16 protein-coding genes, 7 tRNA genes and 1 riboswitch are annotated in these 17,435 nt (G+C 50.0%); of the genes, 1 reads left to right on the top strand and 22 read right to left on the bottom strand.

The genetic code is table 11. The features are described from left to right. Positions 1–89 precede the first annotated feature (89 nt). The 22 genes from ACY2VW_RS06020 to ACY2VW_RS05915 all read right to left on the bottom strand — a co-directional run bounded on the left by ACY2VW_RS06020 (position 90) and on the right by ACY2VW_RS05915 (position 17,060). Positions 90–1,010, bottom strand: a complete 921-nt coding sequence (locus ACY2VW_RS06020; RefSeq protein WP_461877407.1) for a nucleotidyltransferase family protein — start codon at positions 1,008–1,010, stop codon at positions 90–92. Between the two features lie 92 nt (positions 1,011–1,102). Continuing rightward, complete coding sequence (gene prfA, locus ACY2VW_RS06015) at positions 1,103–2,179, bottom strand: peptide chain release factor 1 (RefSeq protein WP_022462136.1); 1,077 nt, start codon at positions 2,177–2,179, stop codon at positions 1,103–1,105. 75 nt (positions 2,180–2,254) lie between these two features. Beyond that, positions 2,255–3,112 carry a peptide chain release factor N(5)-glutamine methyltransferase gene (prmC, locus tag ACY2VW_RS06010; protein ID WP_461877405.1) on the bottom strand — a complete coding sequence of 286 codons (858 nt, stop codon included), beginning with the start codon at positions 3,110–3,112 and terminating at the stop codon, positions 2,255–2,257. A 3-nt stretch (positions 3,113–3,115) separates the two neighbouring features. Next, positions 3,116–4,099, bottom strand: coding sequence for a DUF1385 domain-containing protein (locus ACY2VW_RS06005; protein ID WP_461877404.1), 984 nt, complete (start codon positions 4,097–4,099; stop codon positions 3,116–3,118). A gap of 104 nt (positions 4,100–4,203) precedes the next feature. After that, a complete protein-coding gene (gene rpmE, locus ACY2VW_RS06000) occupies positions 4,204–4,404 on the bottom strand; it encodes a 50S ribosomal protein L31 (protein WP_022462139.1) in 201 nt (66 codons plus the stop codon). A gap of 131 nt (positions 4,405–4,535) precedes the next feature. Next, entirely contained in the window at positions 4,536–6,107 is a 1,572-nt protein-coding gene (gene rho / locus ACY2VW_RS05995; protein WP_461877403.1) for a transcription termination factor Rho, read from the bottom strand. Positions 6,108–6,392: 285 nt separating this feature from the next. After that, positions 6,393–6,474 (bottom strand) — tRNA-Leu (locus ACY2VW_RS05990). Positions 6,475–6,544: 70 nt separating this feature from the next. Beyond that, a tRNA-Lys gene (locus tag ACY2VW_RS05985) sits at positions 6,545–6,617 on the bottom strand. Positions 6,618–6,635: 18 nt separating this feature from the next. Next, positions 6,636–6,707 (bottom strand) — tRNA-Gln (locus tag ACY2VW_RS05980). A gap of 20 nt (positions 6,708–6,727) precedes the next feature. After that, positions 6,728–6,801, bottom strand: a tRNA-His gene (locus ACY2VW_RS05975). Positions 6,802–6,847: 46 nt separating this feature from the next. Next, a tRNA-Arg gene (locus ACY2VW_RS05970) sits at positions 6,848–6,921 on the bottom strand. 26 nt (positions 6,922–6,947) lie between these two features. Continuing rightward, a tRNA-Gly gene (locus ACY2VW_RS05965) sits at positions 6,948–7,018 on the bottom strand. Positions 7,019–7,024: 6 nt separating this feature from the next. Further along, positions 7,025–7,099, bottom strand: a tRNA-Pro gene (locus ACY2VW_RS05960). 320 nt (positions 7,100–7,419) lie between these two features. Continuing rightward, positions 7,420–7,899: a metallophosphoesterase family protein gene (locus ACY2VW_RS05955; protein ID WP_055265863.1), complete on the bottom strand. Its 480-nt coding sequence runs from the start codon at positions 7,897–7,899 to the stop codon at positions 7,420–7,422. A gap of 20 nt (positions 7,900–7,919) precedes the next feature. Further along, complete coding sequence (locus tag ACY2VW_RS05950; protein WP_117760504.1) at positions 7,920–8,522, bottom strand: XTP/dITP diphosphatase; 603 nt, start codon at positions 8,520–8,522, stop codon at positions 7,920–7,922. Between the two features lie 129 nt (positions 8,523–8,651). Next, positions 8,652–9,809, bottom strand: coding sequence for a THUMP domain-containing class I SAM-dependent RNA methyltransferase (locus ACY2VW_RS05945; RefSeq protein ID WP_173812551.1), 1,158 nt, complete (start codon positions 9,807–9,809; stop codon positions 8,652–8,654). 16 nt (positions 9,810–9,825) lie between these two features. Continuing rightward, positions 9,826–10,368, bottom strand: coding sequence for a phosphodiesterase (gene yfcE / locus ACY2VW_RS05940; protein ID WP_022462632.1), 543 nt, complete (start codon positions 10,366–10,368; stop codon positions 9,826–9,828). A 106-nt stretch (positions 10,369–10,474) separates the two neighbouring features. Next, positions 10,475–10,792, bottom strand: a complete 318-nt coding sequence (locus tag ACY2VW_RS05935; RefSeq protein WP_461877402.1) for a rhodanese-like domain-containing protein — start codon at positions 10,790–10,792, stop codon at positions 10,475–10,477. Positions 10,793–10,912: 120 nt separating this feature from the next. After that, entirely contained in the window at positions 10,913–11,098 is a 186-nt protein-coding gene (locus ACY2VW_RS05930) for a hypothetical protein (RefSeq protein WP_461874440.1), read from the bottom strand. 475 nt (positions 11,099–11,573) lie between these two features. Continuing rightward, complete coding sequence (locus ACY2VW_RS05925; RefSeq protein WP_461877401.1) at positions 11,574–12,938, bottom strand: alanine/glycine:cation symporter family protein; 1,365 nt, start codon at positions 12,936–12,938, stop codon at positions 11,574–11,576. Positions 12,939–13,147: 209 nt separating this feature from the next. Beyond that, positions 13,148–13,238: riboswitch (glycine riboswitch) on the bottom strand. A 310-nt stretch (positions 13,239–13,548) separates the two neighbouring features. After that, the gene (locus tag ACY2VW_RS05920) at positions 13,549–15,258 is read right to left on the bottom strand and encodes an ABC transporter ATP-binding protein (RefSeq protein WP_461874452.1); all 1,710 of its coding nucleotides are present in this window, start codon (positions 15,256–15,258) and stop codon (positions 13,549–13,551) included. A 41-nt stretch (positions 15,259–15,299) separates the two neighbouring features. Beyond that, positions 15,300–17,060, bottom strand: a complete 1,761-nt coding sequence (locus ACY2VW_RS05915; RefSeq protein ID WP_461877400.1) for an ABC transporter ATP-binding protein — start codon at positions 17,058–17,060, stop codon at positions 15,300–15,302. A 137-nt stretch (positions 17,061–17,197) separates the two neighbouring features. Here ACY2VW_RS05915 and ACY2VW_RS05910 point away from each other — a divergent pair. Beyond that, positions 17,198–17,435, top strand: a 238-nt coding sequence (locus tag ACY2VW_RS05910) for a LysR family transcriptional regulator (protein WP_461877399.1), incomplete at its 3' end; no start/stop codon positions are given.

Genomic DNA, 17,435 nt, shown 5'->3' with positions numbered 1-17,435 from the left:
CTTTCGGGCAGAAAGCGTGTCTGAAATTCTTTGGCAATCATTCAAACACGCTTTTTCTGGTTATTCACTCAAATAACAAAATATCGTAATTAGTCGTACAGCTTCTCACTGTATACGCCGTCCGCAATCAGTTTGCGGAATGCTTCTGTTACGGAAGCTTTGTCTTCCTGATACGTTACGCCGAACCACTCTGCATCGGTCGGAAGAACTTTTACTTCTGCTTTTCCTGCGTGCAGCAGCTCGTCGATATAGATCGGAAGAAGGTACTCGCCTTTTACATCTCCTTCTTTCTGTGCGGAGAGGAATTCAACAAAGCCTTTTTCCAGAAGATCGATGAACTCCGGCTGCAGTCCCCACATGTTCATGGAAACAAGGGAGTTTTCGTCGATTGGTGCAACGGTTCCATCCTCGTTTTCAACACCTGCGCCCTCTGCGGTCTTTACGATGTTTTTCGTCTCGTTGACGCCGGTCAGATTTCCGTTTTCATCAACAACGCAGACACCTCTTGTTACGCCGCCGTTGTCGCTTAAGGTATTTCCAAGAACGAATCCTGCCATGGAGATCGGCATAACTTCTTTTACATCATGTTCCTGTACGAGGTAGTCGTGCAGTTTTACGAACGGGTCTTTTCCGTAGTAATCATCTGCATTGATAACCGCAAACGGCTCTTTTACAAGACCTTTGCAGGCAAGAACGGCCTGGCCGGTTCCCCACGGTTTTGTACGGCCTTCCGGTTTTGCAAAGCCTGCCGGCAGATCGTCGAGCTCCTGGAATGCATATTCCACCTCTGTGATTTTGCTGATGCGGTTGCCGATGACTTCCTTAAAATCTTTCTCCAGATCCTTGCGGATAATGAATACTACTTTGTTGAAGCCGGCTTCCAGTGCATCGTGGATGGAATAATCCATGATGATCTCCCCGTTTGGTCCTACTGGCTCAAGCTGTTTGATTCCCTTTCCAAATCTGCTGCCGATTCCGGCTGCCATGATCACAAGTGCTGTTTTCTTCATAGCATTTTCCCTTTCTCTTTTCCCCTTTTTTCTCTTGTTTATTCTATCAACAATCGATCCTGTAGACCAATCGTGATTCGCAGCGTTTATTATTATGCTTCTTCCTGCATGCTGCTCAGCTTTGCGGCCTGATCGGCTGCAATCAGACTGTCGATGATTTCGTCCAGATCGCCGTTCATGATGGCGTCCAGTTTGTATAAGGTCAGTTTGATTCTGTGATCCGTCACACGTCCCTGTGGGAAGTTGTACGTACGGATCTTCTCGGAGCGGTCTCCCGTTCCGACCTGGCTCTTTCGAAGCTCAGCCATCTCGTCGTGCTGTTTCTGCTGCTCTAGGTCGTACAGACGGGCACGCAGAATTTTCAGTGCCTTGTCCTTATTCTTTAACTGTGATTTCTCGTCCTGGCAGGAAATGACGATGCCGCTCGGGAAATGGGTCAGACGGACTGCAGAGTCGGTCGTATTGACACACTGGCCGCCGTTTCCGGAAGCACGGAATACATCGAATTTGTAATCTTTCGGGTCGATCTGTACTTCAACGTCGTCCACCTCCGGCATGATCGCTACGGTCATGGTTGAAGTATGGATTCTTCCGCCGGACTCGGTTTCCGGCACACGCTGTACGCGGTGCGTGCCGCTCTCGTACTTCATCCGGGAGTACGCGCCGGCTCCGTTGATCAGAAGGGTTGCGTCTTTAAAACCGCCGATTCCGTTTTCATCGGCGCTGGTCAGCTCTGTTTTCCAGCCGCGGCTCTCTGCGTATTTGATGTACATACGGCAGATTTCTGCGGTAAAGAGTGCCGCCTCATCTCCGCCGGCACCTGCGCGGAACTCTACGATAACGTTCTTGTCATCGTTCGGGTCTTTCGGCAGAAGCAGGACTTTGAGCTCCTGCTCCAGCTCCTCTACGCGTTTTTTCGCATCGGAGAGCTCTTCTTTCAGCATTTCACGCATCTCTTCGTCGGATTCCTCCTCGAGAAGCATCAGGCTCTCTTCGATGGTCTGTTTCTGTGTTTTATAGTCCTTATATGCGTCCGCGATCGGCTGGAGTTCTGCCTGCTCCTTCATCAGCTTCTGGAACTTCGCCGCATCGGCAGCGACGTCCGGTTCGCTTAACTGATTCAGGACCTCCTCGAGACGCATGAGGATATCATCAAGTTTATCAAACATAAAATGACTGCTCCTTTTTGCTGTTTTCGTCTGTTTATGATGTCATTATGGTGTCAAAATCAAAATTCATTTCTGTCAGGGTTCTTTGTGCCAGATACCGGTCACCACGCGGTCCAGGCCTGCCAGATCCTTCAGAACCTGTACATCAGCAAAACCATGGTGCTCCATCAGCTCCCGCACTTCATCTCCCTGATCGTATCCAATTTCAAAGCAGAGCTTTCCGCCCTCTTTTAAATAGCTTCCCGCCTGCTCTGTGATCTTCCGGTAAAAGACAAGACCGTCCGCGCTGCCGTCGAGTGCCATCCGCGGCTCATGGTCGCGCACCTCCGGCATCAGGGTTTCAATCACATCCGTGCGGATATACGGCGGATTGCTTGCGATCACATCGAAGGTTCCCTCGATGTTTTCAAATAAGTTGCTCTTTACGAACGATGCCCGTCCGCCCGCCTGTGCGCCGTTCTTTTCCGCAACCTGTAAGGCTTTCTCGGAGAGATCCGCGCCGATTCCCGTGCAGTCCTCTCTCGTCACAAGAAGCGATGTGAGGATGCATCCCGAACCGGTGCAGAGATCGAGAATCCGTGCATCTTTTGGAAGGCCGCGGAGCGCTTCCTCCACAAGGATCTCGGTGTCCTGCCGCGGAATCAGTACATGCTCATTCACAAAAAACGGGATTCCGTAGAACCACGCCTCTCCGGTCAGCTGCTGCAGCGGAATGTGTTCGCCGCGCTTTCTGACCAGCGCTTCGTACTGCTCCTGCTGTTCTTCTGGCATTTCATCTTCACTGTGTACAAAGTAGGTGCTGTGGCTGATCCCGCAGACATGCTCCAGTAAAAGCCATGCGTCCTGCCGGGCTTCCTCCACCCCCTGCTTTTGTAAGTACAGAATAGCGGATTCCAGTGCAGATTTCAAGTTTTTTCTATCGTGCACACTCATCGGTCACGGCTCCTCATGTTCTTTCTTTTCGGTTTTGGCCGGGTACGTATAACCAAAGTTTTCGTTCAGGTACGCTCTCCAGTCAAACACAGCCTCCACAGCGGCAATCGCAACCTCTGCCATCTCGGCATCCGGCTCGCGTGTTGTCAGATGCTGCAGCATCAGGCCCGGTTTACTGATCAGGTTGACCAGTTTATTGTCACTTTTTCCCGCCAGGCGGATGATTTCATACGAAACGCCCGCGATCACCGGGATGAGCAGCAGACGAATCACAATTTTCAGCAGTGGGGAATCGACCCTGACGAACATGAAAAAGATGATGCTGATGACGATGACGTACATCAGAAAGCTCGTTCCGCAGCGCTTGTGCTCCCGGGAGCTCTTTAAAACGTTTTCCACGTTCAGCTCCAGACCGTGTTCGACGCAGTTGATGCATTTATGCTCGGCGCCGTGGTACATGAACACGCGCTGAATGTCTTCCATACGGGAAATGGCTGCCAGATAACCGAGAAACAGTGCCACACGCACAAAGGCCTCAGCCACCGCGGTCAGTGTCGTTCCGGCTCCCGCTTTGTGCAGCAGTTCGGACAGGAAGTACGGCACCATCAGAAAGAGAACGACGGCGATGACAACGGAAAATGTGACGGTTCCGTACATCATCAGCTTGTCTGTCTTTTCTTTTTTCGCTTTCTGCTGCTCCTCTTCCTCTTTCGTCGCCGGCTTTTTCTTTTCCTCTTCCTCGTCCTCATAGAATGAAGCGGAGTACATAAGAGAACTCATGCCGACGATCATCGAATCTGCAAAGCTGAAAACGCCGCGCAGAATCGGAACTTTTAAGAGCTCCTTGTGCTTTGTCAGCGGCTTATGCTGTTCTACCTTGACCTCAATCTCCCCGTCCGGACGGCGTACGGCGACGGAATAGCGGTCCTTGTTCATCATCATGACGCCTTCCATCACGGCCTGGCCGCCAATATTGGATGATTTCATAATTTACGTTTACCTCCTCAAAGGGGATTTTCTGCATCCGTAACGCAAGAACGGACTGAGATCTTCCAACCTCAGCCCGTTTTTCATCTTGCTTGATTCAATTCTTATTTCATGCCGTATTTCTTGTTGAACTTCTCGATACGTCCACGAGCTGCAGCAGCTTTCTGCTGGCCAGTGTAGAACGGATGGCATTTAGAACAGATCTCAACGTGGATCTCTTTCTTGGTAGAACCTGTTACGAAAGTATTTCCGCAGTTGCAGGTAACAGTTGCCTGATGGTATTCTGGATGGATTCCTTCTCTCATTTTATTCACCTCTTCTTAATATTGTTATCTTCTCAGATTTACTCTGATGATTTCGTATTTCAGGCTGACAAAATCTCATCAACCTTGCACAGCTTTCTCATTGTATCACACAATTTTGAAAATTGCAAGCCTTATACTATTTTTTGTTTCTTTAAAATTTGAATCAGTTCGCCGTTGTTTCTGGTGCGGGCAAACATGTTCAGAATATTTTCCACGGCTTCCTCGGATTTCATGCCGTTTAATGCCTTCCGCATGTTGTAAACGGCCTCCTGCTCATCCGGTGTCAGAAGCAGATCTTCTCTTCTTGTTCCCGATTTTGCTATGTCGATGGCCGGGAAGACACGGCGTTCCTGCAGCTTCCGGTCGAGCACAAGCTCCATGTTTCCGGTACCTTTGAACTCCTCGTAAACGACATCGTCCATCTTGCTTCCGGTATCCACAAGCGCCGTGGCAAGAATTGTCAGGCTTCCGCCCTCACGCATGTTTCTGGCTGCGCCGAAGAACCGCTTCGGCATGTAAAGTGCTGCCGGATCGAGACCGCCGGAAAGTGTACGGCCGCTCGGCGGAACAGTCAGGTTGTAGGCTCTGGCGAGACGCGTGATGCTGTCGATGAAAATCGTAACGTCTTTTTTGCTCTCCACAAGGCGTTTCGCGCGCTCAATGACCATCTCGGACACGCGTTTGTGGTGCTCCGGCTGCTCATCAAACGTGGAATAAATAACCTCCACATTGGAGCCCTGAATCGCTTCTTTGATGTCGGTGACCTCCTCCGGACGTTCGTCGATCAGAAGGATGATCAGATACATCTCCGGGTTGTTCCGCAGGATGGATTTGGCCGCATCCTTCAAAAGCGTCGTTTTTCCGGCTTTCGGCGGGGAAACGATCATGCCTCGCTGGCCTTTTCCGATCGGGCTTACAAGGTCCACAATCCGCATCGCCATGCTTCCGCCCGGGCGCTCGAGGCGCAGCCTCTCATCCGGAAATACCGGCGTCATATCTTCGAAATTGCCGCGGCGCATGATCTGGTCGAGCGGCAGATTGTTGACGCTCTTTAAGTATAAAAGGGCGCTGAATTTTTCGGTTGCGGACTTTACTCTCGTGTTTCCGCGGATGATATCTCCCGTTTTCAGTCCGAAACGGCGGATCTGGGACGGGGAAACGTAGACATCGCTGTCGCCCGGCATATAGTTGTCAGAGCGGATAAATCCAAATCCGTCCGGCATGACCTCGAGGATGCCGCAGGCCTCCTGGCCGCTGTCGAGCGTGCTGGTTTCCTGACGCGGTTCCTGTCTCGTCTCCGGTCTTGCTTCCTGACGCAGCGGCTCCTGTCTCATTTCCTGCCCTGCTTCCTGACGCGGCTCCTGTCTTTGCTCTTCCTCACGGTTATTCTGATTATAATTCCGTGGTTCCTGAAATCTGCGCTCATTGAAACGCGGCGCTCTTGGACGGTACTTCTGGCGCTCCATACCGTCCTCCCGCTTTTCCTGCGGTTCCTGATTCTGATCCTGTACAGTTTCCGTCTTTTTTTCCTCTTTTAGAACCGCCGGCTCTTCCATGTTTTTCTGGTTTTCTTTCTGATCTTCTTCCAGCATCCGCTCAATCAGCGCTTCTTTCCGCAGGGTGGAAATCCCCTTCATGTTTCTGGATTTTGCCAGCGCTTTCAGCGTGCTCAAAGGCAATGACTCATACTTTTCTCTTGTCATACCATTTTTCCTCTATCTATTCTCTATTTGATTTTCGGTTCTGTTTGGAGTTTTTAAGATATTTGATGCGCGAATATTTTTGCTGCAATTATTTAGAATCTGATTTTTGTCATTTTACTGCTGTAGATTTTTCGTTACTGTTCACTCAGCAGTGAAACACTTGCTGTTTCGCTGCGTAAGAAAGTGATTCAGGTGTGAGCAGCCCTCCTTTTGCGAAGCAAAACTTTAAATGAGGGCTGCGAATGTTACAGTTTGCAGGGAACCTGTGAACTGTAACGATTTTTCTGCGGTTAGTGGGACTCGAACCCACACGCCGAAAGGCACAGGAACCTAAATCCTGCACGTCTGCCAATTCCGTCATAACCGCATATTATTTTTTCGAGAAAAAGAAAAACCCCATAGAAAACCTCCATGGGCGTTTTCTATGGGTTATTTAGTGAAGCATCGGGGATTCGAACCCCGGACAACTTGATTAAAAGTCAAGTGCTCTACCGACTGAGCTAATGCTCCGTATACTTTTGCATCCAACTGGGCTAGCTGGATTCGAACCAGCGAATGCAGCAGTCAAAGTGCTGTGCCTTACCGCTTGGCGATAGCCCAATGTTTCGCCTTGCTGGCAGGGTGGATAAAGGGATTCGAACCCTTGGCCTCCAGAGCCACAATCTGGCGCGCTAACCAACTGCGCTATACCCACCATAATTACGACTTACAGTCTTTTTCACTATTTAATTTTAGTGAAGCGTGCTTGGAGGGATTCGAACCCCCGACCCACGGCTTAGAAGGCCGTTGCTCTATCCAACTGAGCTACAAGCACACAGCTTCTACAAAATTGTAGCAGCAAGCGGGTGATGGGAATCGAACCCACGTATCCAGCTTGGAAGGCTGGTGTTCTACCATTGAACTACACCCGCACGACATCGGGGTGACAGGATTCGAACCTGCGACCTCCTGGTCCCAAACCAGGCGCTCTAGCCAAGCTGAGCCACACCCCGTAAACAAGGTTTCCCGATTTGCGTTTAACCCTTTCGCGCTCGACGCAAGATTTATTATATTACATTGTTTTCGGTTTGTCAACACTTTTTTTCATTTTTTTCAAAATGTTTTTTGTGTTGTTTTGTTCTCACCGGACAACAAAGAGATCTTATCATATCTTTTCTCATCTGTCAACACCTAAATTGTATTTTTTTGACAAACTTTTTAAGAATTAGTCAGAACCTGCTCCGGTACTACCCTGTTTTCTTTGGAATAGTCATGTTAGTTGCGATAATTCATTCGATTTTGGGCTGTTCTCCGCCCTTTTTCGACCCGTTTTTTAATCCAGATACTTGATTTCCACCGAAAGCTCATGCTCTTCGTTGATCGTCAGCATGGCATAGCTTGGTTTTCTTCCCATCTGACGCGGATACGTGAGGCTGCCCGGATTGACAATCCAGAGATTTCCACGCTTTTCTGCGACCGGCCGGTGCGTATGGCCGAACAGTACGATATCCACACCCCTGGAAAGCGCCTCCGCATAGATTCCCTCCAGGCCGAGCGATACGCCGTAGTTATGACCGTGTGTGATAAAGGCACGGTAATCATCAATGTTCACCTGAATCTCCGCCGGGAGGTTTGAAAACCAGTCGTTATTTCCCATGACCATATAGCACGGGCCGTTTACCTTGGATTTGATCAGGTCATCCATCCCTTCCACGTCACCGCAGTGGATCATGCCGTCGAACTCCTCACGTTCCATGGCCTCCTCGAGGTTATACATCCGTCCATGGGTATCGCTCACTATCAGAAATTTCATACTCATTCTCTTCCCTCTTCTTATTTCAAATATGATGCAATCTGTTCTTTCATCGCCGCCAGTGCTTTTCCTCTGTGGCTGACTGCGTTTTTCTCTTCCGGAGAAAGTTCTGCGGTCGTGCGGCTCATATCCGGCAGATAGAAAATCGGGTCATAGCCAAAACCGTTCTCCCCGCGTTCCTCGTAACCGATTTTTCCCTCGATCGTTCCTTTGGTGGTACAGACTGTTCCATCCGGGAAGGCGGCTGCAATCACACAGACGAATCGTGCCGTTCTTTTTTCCACCGGCACGCCCTCCAGGCGGTCAACGAGGCTCTGATTTTTGATGCGGTAGGACGTATCCTCTCCCATATATCTTGCCGAATAGACACCAGGCTCGCCGTTTAAGGCATCCACTTCCAGACCGGAGTCATCCGCCAGCACGATCATGTCGCCGTCTGTGCATCCGGCAACGGTCTGTGCTTTGATTTTTGCATTCTCCTCAAAGGTTTTGCCGTTCTCATCGATCTCTACCGAAATGCCGGCTTCTTTCATTGAATAAATTTCCACCGGCAGATCCGCAAGGATTTCACGGATTTCTTTCATTTTGCCGGCGTTTCCTGTTGCAAATACAATTTTTTTCATAACCGTTTTCCCTCTTTCACGCTGAAATAACTTGCGATCATTATACCGTATGTGTGACGCAAACACAAGAACCCTGTCGCAAAAAAGGAGCAACGCCAAAAATCATTCGGCATTGCTCCTCCATTTGTATTATTTCTGTTCTTTTTCCCGGCGCGGCGGCTTCGGTCCCGCGTACTGGTAAAAATAGGTTTTCAGCATTCCATTGTAAATTTTACGGTTTTTATCCGCCTTTTTGCCGAGATACCGCTCGGCATCCTCGTAACTCGTGATCAGATACATCGACCAGGAATCGAGAGCGCGGTACCGCTCTCCTAATGTCTGATACAGGGCCGGAAGATCTTTTTTGTCCTCCAGGCGCTCACCGTACGGCGGGTTGGTAATCAGAAAACCGTATTTTTTTGGATGCGACAGCTCGGCAACCGGACGCTGCTGGAAATGGATCAGGTGATCCACACCGGCCAGCTTTGCGTTCTCTCTTGCACTCTTAATGACATCTCCGTCGATATCAAAGCCCTGAATATCTGTCTCAATATCGTTCCGGATCCGGTAGCGTGCATCCTCCGCCGCATCCATCCAGCATTTTTTCGGCACGAGGTGCGTCCACTGCTCCGCAAGGAAAGAACGGTTGAGACCCGGTGCAATATCGGCCGCCATCATGGCCGCCTCGATCGGGAACGTACCGCTTCCGCAGAACGGATCGACAAGAATCCGGTCACCCTTCCACGGAGTCAGCATGATAAGTGCTGCGGCAAGGGTCTCGGTGATCGGCGCTTTCGCGGTCAGCTTGCGGTAGCCTCTCTTATGAAGGGAAACGCCGGAGGTATCGAGTCCGATCGTAACCTCGTCTTTTAAAATCGAAACACGGATCGGGTACTGTGCACCGTCCTCCGGGAACCACTCCATGTGGTAGACCTGTTTCAATCGCTCGACAATCGCTTTTTTCATGATCGACTGGATATCGGACGGGCTGAAGAGCTTACTCTTGATGGAGTTTGCCTTCGTTACCCAGAACTTTCCGTTTTTCGGGATAAAATTCTCCCACGGGAGTGCTTTTGTCGCTTCAAAGAGTTCATCGTACGTCTCGGCGTGGACCTGTCCTACTTTGAGCAGGATACGCTCGGTCGTGCGAAGGAACAGGTTGGCGTAGGCGATTCCCTCTGCATCTGCAAGAAACGTTACTTTTCCATCCTCCACGCGCTCGATTTCGTAGCCGAGGTCGAGGATTTCACGTTTCATCACCGCCTCCAGGCCGAAGTGGCACGGGGCGATCAGTTCATATAATTCCATACTCTCCCGTCCCCTCTTATAATGTGAGCTGTTTTACGACGGTGCCGTCAAAGCCTTTGATCGTAAATACGCCGTCCTCGAGGATTGCATAGGTCGGGATATTGCCCTCTTTCGGCAGAGATACAGAACCCGGGTTCAGGAAGGTGTGTGCGCCCTTTTTCTCGGCACGCAGGACGTGGGTATGGCCGTACAGGAAGATATCTCCATCCATCAGCGGCGGCAGATTCTGCTCATTGTAGATGTGGCCATGGCTCATATAGAAGGTATGGCCTCCCTCGATCAGGATGCCGTAATCTGCCAGCACCGGGAACTCCAGTACCATCTGATCTACTTCTGCGTCGCAGTTTCCGCGCACGTTGGTGAGGTACTGTTTTTTCTCATTCAGCATGGCGATGACCTGTTTCGGTGCGTATTCTTTTGGAAGATCGTTTCTCGGGCCGTGATAGAGAAGGTCGCCTAACAGAAACAGGCGGCTTGCGCCCTCTGCCTCGAAGGCTTCCAGCATTTTTCTGCAGTAATAGGCAGAACCGTGAATATCAGATGCAAACATGTATTTCATATCGTGATCTCTCTTTCGTTTTGTGGTTTGGTTTTGTATTGTTTTCTGTTTCATCTTACCGTATCTTTTCCCGCTTGACAAGAAGAAATGTTGGATTGCCGCCCCCTTACAGCTCTTCTCCTGCCACCAGATACCGTCCGCGGTATGCATGCATTCCGCCGATGACCGTTTTGACCTCGTATCCGTTCTCCGCCAGCCGCTTTCCCTCCGCCATGCTCGCGGCACCCCGCTCACAGCAGATCACAAGAATTTTGTCCCGCGGCAGACAGACCCGTTCGAGCAGATGGTCATAGGGAAGATTCACCGCTCCTTTCACATGCCCTTTTTCGTATTCCCGCCGGTTCCGCACATCAATGATCATCGCCCACGTTTTTCCCACGTACCAGTCCAGCTGGTCTGCCGCCAGCAGTGTCATGCCTGCCATATCCTGGTCCCCCTCTCCGGATCTGACTTTCTCTCCTGTTTTATATGTATGCAGAAACCGGCGGCAGAGTCCGTATGGGACCCGCCGTCGGCTTTTTTCTGCCGGAATCCCGAGGTTTACTTAGTATTTTTCATACTCATCCTTCTCGTCCTGCTCCCGGTTCTGCTGACCATAGGATGACATCTCACGGTCTTTCACATGACTGCAGTCTCTGCTGTTCTTCTGGTTTTTGCTGTATTCGCTTTTCTCGTATCCGTTCTTACTGTACTCGTTTTTGCTGTATTCATTTTTGCTGTTTCTGGTCATAATCTTGTTTCCTCCTGAATGTTTTTTGTCCTGCGACATCCTTTAGTATCGCTTTTTCCGCGCAGATTATGCATCCAGAACCCTGTTTTTCCATGGTATCTGTTCCAAAGTGGGGAATGCAAGCCCAAAAACACTGTGTTTTTCCTGCTTTTGGACCACTGCTTTCCAAATTGTGGTAATTTTTTCCAACTTTTGAATTTCGATGTTGCTTTTTCCCGTTATCTGTATTATAATCAATTTTGTAAAAGAATTTACCCTTCATAAATTTTTTTACAATTAATAACCCCTTATTAATTATTTATACTCCCCTTGAAAGACCGGTAGCTCCCCTGCCGGTCTTTCTTTTTGCAATTATTCAGAGCCCCATCTCGATTCCGCTGCGCTGCATCTCGATGTGGCTTCTCGCCATATAAAATTTCAAAAAGAAAGTCTGCATCAGCAGACTTTCCTCCTTTTTCCCGTTCTGTATGTATGATTAAAATTCTACTTTTTCACCTTTTGCCGCTTTCGCTACGGTTCCTGCGAGGACGATCAGCGCCATGAGGTTTGGAATTACCATCAGGCCGTTAAAGAGATCTGACAGGTTCCATACGAGATCTACTTTCAGCAGAGAGCCGAAGAATACAAACACAACGACAATCAGCGAGAACGGAACGACTGCTTTCTTTCCGAACAGATACTGTACGTTCTGTCTTGCGAAGAAGTACCATCCGACGATGGTTGAGAACGCAAAGAACAGAAGGCAGATCGCTACGAACGCCGGACCAAAGCCTTTGAGGCCGGTACGGAATGCCGCCTGTGCAACCGGGGTTCCTACAACACCGGTACTCATCATCTCTTCCAGAACGCCGGAAGAAAGAATAACGAGAGCGGTCATGGTCAGAACAACGAAGGTATCAATAAAGACACCGATCATCGCTACTTCACCCTGATCCTCCGGGTTCTCGACATCGGCAATCGCATGGGCATGCGGGGTGGAACCCATACCGGCTTCATTAGAGAAGAGGCCTCGGGCAACACCGTAACGCATGGCTTTCCGCACGGTAATACCGGCTGCTGCACCAAATACGGCGTCCGGACGGAATGCACAGATAAAGATCGAAGCAATCGCTGACGGCACATGCTGGATGTTGATCAGAATAACAACAAGGGCTCCGACGAGATACAGGGCTGCCATCACCGGAACAACTTTTTCGGTGAAGGATGCGATACGGGAGATACCTCCGATGAAAATGAATGCGGCGAGAACGGCTACAATCACACCCATCACCCATTTCGGTACGGAAAATGCGGTGTAGAACGCATCACTGATGGAGTTCGACTGTACCATATTTCCCATAAAGCCAAGCGCCAGAATAACGGCTACGGCAAAGAAGCCTGCCAGTGCTTTTCCAAACGTTCCCTTGAATACGTGGGTAATGTAGTAAACCGGTCCTCCGATGACTTCTCCGTTCTCATCGCGGCGTTTGGAGATCTGCGCGAGATACGCCTCGCCGTAGATCGTTGCCATGCCGAAGAACGCAGCAAGCCACATCCAGAAGATGGCTCCCGGGCCGCCGGATACGAGTGCGGTCGCACATCCTGCGATGTTTCCGGTTCCGACCTGTGCGGCGATCGCTGTTGCAAGCGCCTGGAAGGAAGTCATGCCGTCTTTTCCGGCCTTCTTACCCTTTAACGAGAAACCGCCGAAAACGCGGTTCCACGCGGTCTTAAACTTTCTTACCTGTACAAAGCGGGTCCGAACGGAGAAATAAACTCCCGTACCTACCAGCAGAAACAGCAGTACGCTGTTCCAGAGCACATCACTGATCTGCGCAATTGCCTGATTCAATGCATCCATTTTCTTTTCTCCCTTTCCATTCGACGTATGGTCTGAACGATGTGGATCACACATCCGCACCGTTTTGAGAAAAAAAATACCATCTCCTGCGGGAATTTTCCTGCAGAACATGGCTCTGATTGAAAAATACAGCAAAAAACCGCGCTTCCGGAATTTTTTCGTTTCTGCGCACCGCTTTTTTGTTCCGCGGCTGTTCTTCTTCTGTATCTTTTTTTGACTCTGTCCTTTTGCCTGAGAGATTCTGCATCGCTGCATTGCACCTTCGGCACTCTTTTCAAGAGCTTCTCCAGAGACCACTCCGTTTTTAGTCCTCGCCGTCTCCCGTCCGTTCTTGTTTTAAGAAGAGAACCAGCACCTGAAAGTTTTACTTCTTCGGTCGTGCACCTTTCAAAAATTAAATTTCCAAAGGCTCTCCGCACATTTTCTAAAAACTTCTACGTCTTTTTTTATTTTTGTAAAACTATAGCACCTGTGACAGGATTCGTCAATACCCCATGCCGTATTTTTTTTCGGAATATTGCAAAAATATATAAAAAATCAGCAGATCTGCGCGCACGCCTCAAAATCGCATGCGCGGCACAGATCTGCTGTTCTCTTTTCCAAATATCTTTTATGACGCCTGGAACTGGCTGTTGTACAGATTGTAGTAGAAGCCTTTCTTCTCAAGAAGCTCCTCATGGCATCCCTGCTCGATGATCTTTCCGTCTTTCATGACAAGGATCAGCGAAGCGTTGCGGATCGTGGACAGACGATGGGCAACGACGAAACTCGTTCTGCCCTGCATCAGCTTGTCAAACGCCTCCTGAACCTGCAGTTCGGTACGGGTATCGATGCTGGAGGTCGCCTCGTCGAGGATCAGCATCGGCGGCAGGCAGAGCATGACACGGGTGATACAGAGAAGCTGTTTCTGACCCTGGCTGATGCTGTCTTCGCTGAGAACCGTGTCAAGCCCCTTCGGCAGACGCTTGATAAACTCCCAGCTGTGTGCCTCTTTGGCCGCATTGATGATCTCCTCTTCCGTCGCATCCGGCTTTCCGAAGCTGATGTTGTCGCGCACGGTTCCCTGTTTGATCCAGGTATCCTGCAGCACCATACCAAAGCAGCTGCGGAGCGCATGGCGGGACAGTCCGTCGATCGGCTTTCCGTCGATGCAGATCTTTCCGGCATCGACATCATAGAAGCGCATCAGCAGGTTGATAAACGTCGTCTTTCCGCATCCGGTCGGGCCGACAATGGCAACACGCATGCCCGGCTGTACGTCAAGATTAAAGTTCTCGATCAGTTTTTTCTCTTTGTCATAACTGAATGCTACATCATCGATCGTCACATTTCCCGTCACGGTATCGATCGTTCCGGCCGGGTCTGCACTCTCCTCTTTCTCTTCCAGAAGAGCAAAGATACGGCCTGCGCAGGCAAGCGCGTTCTGCATCTCGGTGATAACGGAGCTGATATCATTGAACGGTTTCATATACTGGTTTGCGTACGACAGCAGAACGGAAAGTCCGCCGACGGTCAGCGCGCCGCCCGGGATCATGAAAGCTCCCACAAGGGCAACACCGGCATAGATCACGTTGTTGACAAAACGGGTGGACGGGTTCGTTAAGGAACTGTAGAACACGGCCTGCTGGCTGTATTTCTGCAGATCTTTGTTGATCTCTGCAAAACGCTCGGAAGCTTTTTCCTCATAGCCGAACGCTTTGACTACTTTCTGGTTTCCGATCATCTCATCGATGAGTGCGGTCTGTTTTCCTCTCGTCTCACTCTGTTTCTGGAACATTTTGAACGAGCGGCCGGAAATAAATTTTGCCACGAAGAAGCTGAGAGGTGTCAGGCAGATCACAAGAAGGGTGATCCATACGTTCTTCGAGAACATGAAAAACAGTGTCACAATAATGGTTACGATGCCGGAGAACAGCTGCGTAAAGCCAAGCAGAAGACCGTCCGATAAGATATCGGTATCTGCGATAACACGGCTTACGATGTCTCCGGAGCTGTGCTGATCCAGATAGGACAGCGGCAGCACCTGGATATGACGGATCGCCTGGGAACGAAGGTCGCGCACGATGCGGTACGTCATACGGTTGTTGATCAGGTTCATGATCCATGCGGAAAGTGCGGAAACGAGGGTAAAGAATACGATTCGTTTCAGATAGAACCACATCTCCGGGAAATTGACCTGGTGGGCTGCAACGACCTCATCGATCGCATCGCCGAACAGGATCGGAATATAAAGCTGTAAAATAACGGTAACCGCAGCCAGGACAATACTAAGGCCTAAGAAAATTTTATAATTTCCGATAAACGCCATCAGCTTTTTCATGACCTGCATGCCGCTTTTTCCGGACTTGTTTTCTGTCTTTTTCATGCGATCACCCCGCTTTCGTTGTTATAAGCTGCACACTCTTCCGGGAACTGGGAGAAGTAAATCTCGCGGTAAACCTCGCAGGTTTTCATCAGCTCGTCGTGTGTGCCGTTTCCTTCGAGCGTACCATTTCCAAGAACGAGGATCTGGTCTGCCTGACGGATGCCGGCGATTCGCTGGGATACGAGGAAGGTTGTCGTGTTTCCTTCGAGATTGTGGATGGCTTTGCGGAGTTTTGCATCCGTTGCAAAGTCAAGCGCACTCGAGCTGTCGTCCAGAATCAGGATTTCCGGTTTTTTTACCAGCGCACGCGCAATAGAAAGACGCTGTTTCTGTCCGCCGGAGAGGTTCTTTCCGTTCTGCTCCAGCATAAAATCGAGCTGATCCTGTTTGCCTTCTACGACTTCTTTCGCCTGGGCTGTGGTGAGCGCCTCCCAGATTTCTGCATCGGTGGCGTCCTCTTTGCCCCACTTCATATTGTCGCGGATGCTTCCTTTAAAGAGGACTGCTCTCTGCTGTACCACGCCAACCTTATTGCACAGCTCTTCTTTTGTATAATTCTTTACATTCTCGCCGTCCACCAGAACCTCACCGCTTGTACTGTCATAGAAACGGGAAATCAGGCTGACCAGCGTCGATTTTCCGCTTCCGGTACCGCCGATGATTCCGATGGTCTGGCCGCGTTTTGCGGTAAAGCTGATATCCGATAAGCTCTCTGCGCCGGCTCCTGCATAGGTGAAGCTGACATTTTTAAATGTAACAGCCGCATCGCCAGTTACTTTCTTTGCAGCGCCGCCTTTTGCCGGGTAGTTCATGGTTGTCGGAACCGCCAGTACGCCGGAGACACGCTCTGCACAGGCAACGGATTTGTTTAAGGTGATGATGAGCGATGCCAGTTTGATCAGCTCCACGATGATCTGCAGCATGTAGTTGTAAAGTGCGACAACCTGTCCCTGCTGCATACTGCCGATGTTGACCTGAAGGCCTGCCTGCCAGATCAGAACAACGGCTGCGATGTTGATGAGGACATAGGTCAGCGGATTTAACAGTGCGGAAATTTTTCCGACAAACTCGTTCAGACGAGTCAGCTCATCGTTGCTCTTTTCGAAATCGGCAACAGACTGCTCCTCACGGCAGAACGCACGGATGACACGGACACCGTTCAGATTTTCTCTTGTCATTCCGGTGACGCGGTCGAGTGCCGCCTGTACCTTTTTGAACAGCGGGATGCTGACCAGCATAATGCCGAATACGGCAACGAACAGGATCGGAATAGTAACCAGGAATACGATGGCACATTTTACGTTGACGGTAAATGCCATCACAACGGAACCGAATACGATAAACGGACTCCGCAGCAGCAGACGCAGACCCATGTTGATTCCGTTCTGCACCTGGTTGATATCGTTGATCAGACGGGTGATCAGCGTATCGGTTCCAATGGTATCCAGCTCCGTAAAGGACAGAGCCTGGATGTGGTCAAAGACCGCCTGGCGAAGCTCGGTTGCACAGCCGACGCTCGCTTTTGCCGCGAAATACTGCGCGGTGAAGCTGCAGCAAAGTCCGACTGCCGCCATCAGAACGAGGATTCCAAAACGGCTGACGATGTACGGACGGTTATTGCCTGCGATACCCACATCGATGATCTGGGCAACAACCATCGGCACCAGAAGGTCGAATACGACTTCCAGAAGCTTGAACAAAGGAGCGATGATGCTCTCTTTTTTGTAGTGCTTCAAGTAGACTCCAAGACTTTTCATCTTCTTTTTCACTCTCCATTTCTTTGGTTCTTGACATTGACAGTATAATCTCATATGATTAATACGAATAGTATTGTTTTTATAGCTTAGTGATACAATTTTAATATCATAGATAATTTCACGAAAGGAAGTCTCTTATGGAACTGCGCCAGCTTGAATATTTCCGCGTCATCGCCGAAACCGAAAGCATTCACGAGGCCGCCCGCCGCCTCAATATGTCCCAGCCGCCGCTCAGCTATCAGCTAAAACAGCTGGAAGCCGAACTGAACGTCACTTTATTTGAACGCACCCGCCAGGGCGTCCGCCTGACCGAAGCCGGAAAACTGCTGTACGACCGCTCCGCCAACCTGCTCGAGTACGTGAAATCGACGGAGC

The sequence above is a fragment of the Fusicatenibacter sp. genome (assembly GCF_977045365.1).
This window is presented reverse-complemented; position numbering and strand designations above follow the sequence as displayed.